Source organism: Halorhodospira abdelmalekii, from assembly GCF_016583625.1.
In the GTDB taxonomy this organism is placed as follows: Bacteria; Pseudomonadota; Gammaproteobacteria; order Nitrococcales; family Halorhodospiraceae; genus Halorhodospira; species Halorhodospira abdelmalekii.
In genome coordinates this window covers 1-2,064 of sequence record NZ_NRRN01000110.1, presented here as the reverse complement: position 1 = coordinate 2,064, position 2,064 = coordinate 1, and the positions used below count along the sequence as shown (strand labels likewise).

The following is a 2,064-nucleotide window of genomic DNA, read 5'->3' as shown; positions in this document are numbered from 1 at the left end:
AGCGCGCCATGTACTGCGATTTCAGCGCCGCCGGATCGCAGCCGCGCGCAATGTCGGTAAAGAGTTCACGCTCGGCCTGACCGTAGAGATCGGCGTAGGCGCCGAGTGCCGCATCCAGCGTCCCATCAGGATCGTCAAGCCGCGTTTGATAGGTGCGCTGGAGTTTAGCCGGGCGCTTGCTCACGCCTCAACCTCCGGGTCGTTCTGGCACTGTGCGACCAGCCGTTTCGCCCGGTTCGCTGCCGAGCGCCGACCGTAAAGCCGCGCGCAAAAGGACGTGAGCACCGCAATCATGTCGGCAACCAGATCGTCGGTCAGTTCCTCAGCATCGACCACCACCAGCCGTGCCCCGCGCGCGGCTAGAGCCGCCTCGACATACTCCGCTCCAAAGCGCATCAGCCTGTCGCGATGCTCCACCACGATCACATCCACCTTGGGATCGGCCAGCAAGGCCAGCAGCTTCTTGCGATGCCCGTTCAACCCCGAGCCGACCTCGGTGACGGTCTGTACTACACTCAGGCCAGCGCCATTGGCAAACGCCAGACAACGGGCAATCTGGCCATCCAGCTGCGGCTTTTGATCGTGGCTGGAGACGCGCGCATAGAGCGCGGCTCGTTCCGTCTGCACCTCGTCGTCCACTTCGACTAGGATGGTGCCCGTGGGCGTTTGATACGCATGCGCCGGCAATCGCCCGGACTTGTACCAGTTCCAAGCCGTGCGGTACGCAATCCCCTTCTGTTTCGCCCACGCGCTTAACTTGATACTCTTCATGCGGAGAATATTGGCATAGACAAGCATGTTCGTCTATCTATTTTTGCAACTGTTTGGACCCTGGAGAAACGGCGACAGATTTATTTTCTCTCAAGCGGAGCTTGGCCAGGCCCTGGCAGACGTGCTGCGCCGCCGGGAGCATCCGGTAGCCGGCGAAGGCGTAGAGCCCAAGCACCGGGAGCACCTCACCGAGTCCGCCGCCCGTCGCCCCGCCGTGGGTGGCCATGAGCACCAGGGTCAGGGCGATGATCCCGCCGAAGGCCACCGCCGGTCACCGAGTGCGTTCAGCGCGATGGGTCGAGCCTCAGCTCTGGCTGTCCAAGACCTCAGCGGCGCTGTAGGCCTGGAAGACACGGTCGGACCAAGCCCACAGGGTCTGCTCGTCGGCAGAGCGGATTCGTCCGAGTTGCTGATCGTTCAGCGGGCCGAACCGCCTTTCCAGCATTCGTGCGAGCATCTTGGCCTCGCCTTCCAATCGACCCTCCTGCCGACCTTCTTGTCGACCCTCCTGCCTTGAGCGGCTTACGATGCCGGTCATGATGGCTTCCTCCTCGGGGTAGCGCTGCCTGAACAGTTCCTGTTCATTTTCATCGAGCTGCGCGTAGTTGTCGACGAAATCCGCATACTTGAGCCGTCTGTTCGGGTCCGGCTCCAGGGTCTCGAGCCCCTGGAGTGCGCTGGCGCGGGCTTCGAGCTTCTCGTCGGTGCCTTCCCAGCAGCTGGGTGTCTTGAGACACTCACAGAACGCCAAAGAGCAAAGTCTTCAAAGGGCGGGAAGCCTCGTCCTTTAGGGCGAGGAGGAAGTCAAGCGACGTGCATAATGGGGTGGTCGGCGCGACGCGCGGCAAACTGGAGAACCGCGGTAATGTCCTCCATCTCAAGATATGGGTAGTCCTTGAGAATTTCGTCACGGCTTGCCCCGGCTGCCAGTAGGTCGAGGATATCCGTCACTCGCACACGCATGCCGCGAATGCATGGGCGCCCACCGCATAGTTCCGGATCGAAAGTGATTCGGTGAAGCTCGCTCATAGAATGCCTAGCCCGATAATGTGAAGCCGTTAGAAAACGGGGACGGTGCGGCCTGGCAAGGCCGCGTGTTCTAGCGGGTGAGAGTCCCGCCTAGGTAATCGTGAGCCGCGAGCCTAGTATCGAGCCTTGCGGCGTGACTGGCAACGGTCGTGTCGATGCGTAGGCACGAAAGCAGGCGAGGTGCAAAGGTAACGGGTGAAGCCGACCCTGAAGGTATTGAGCCCCGAAAATTTAGTCGGAGAGTGCTGACGGGTTTGTCCCCCC

General features: G+C 61.5%; 5 protein-coding genes. All 5 read right to left on the bottom strand.

Annotated features, from left to right (window positions below; all coding sequences use genetic code 11):
* Positions 1-184: hypothetical protein (locus CKO15_RS13580; RefSeq protein WP_200197337.1), on the bottom strand; the 184-nt coding region annotated here is incomplete at its 3' end.
* Positions 181-762 carry an IS607 family transposase gene (locus CKO15_RS13575; protein WP_200197339.1) on the bottom strand — a complete coding sequence of 194 codons (582 nt, stop codon included), beginning with the start codon at positions 760-762 and terminating at the stop codon, positions 181-183. The genes CKO15_RS13575 and CKO15_RS13580, both read right to left, overlap by 4 nt.
* A 46-nt stretch (positions 763-808) precedes the next feature.
* The gene (locus CKO15_RS13570) at positions 809-1,036 is read right to left on the bottom strand and encodes a hypothetical protein (RefSeq protein WP_200197335.1); all 228 of its coding nucleotides are present in this window, start codon (positions 1,034-1,036) and stop codon (positions 809-811) included.
* Between the two features lie 39 nt (positions 1,037-1,075).
* Positions 1,076-1,522 carry a DUF4351 domain-containing protein gene (locus CKO15_RS13565; protein WP_200197333.1) on the bottom strand — a complete coding sequence of 149 codons (447 nt, stop codon included), beginning with the start codon at positions 1,520-1,522 and terminating at the stop codon, positions 1,076-1,078.
* A gap of 53 nt (positions 1,523-1,575) precedes the next feature.
* The gene (locus CKO15_RS13560) at positions 1,576-1,800 is read right to left on the bottom strand and encodes a DUF433 domain-containing protein (RefSeq protein ID WP_200197331.1); all 225 of its coding nucleotides are present in this window, start codon (positions 1,798-1,800) and stop codon (positions 1,576-1,578) included.
* Between the last annotated feature and the right edge of the window lie 264 nt (positions 1,801-2,064).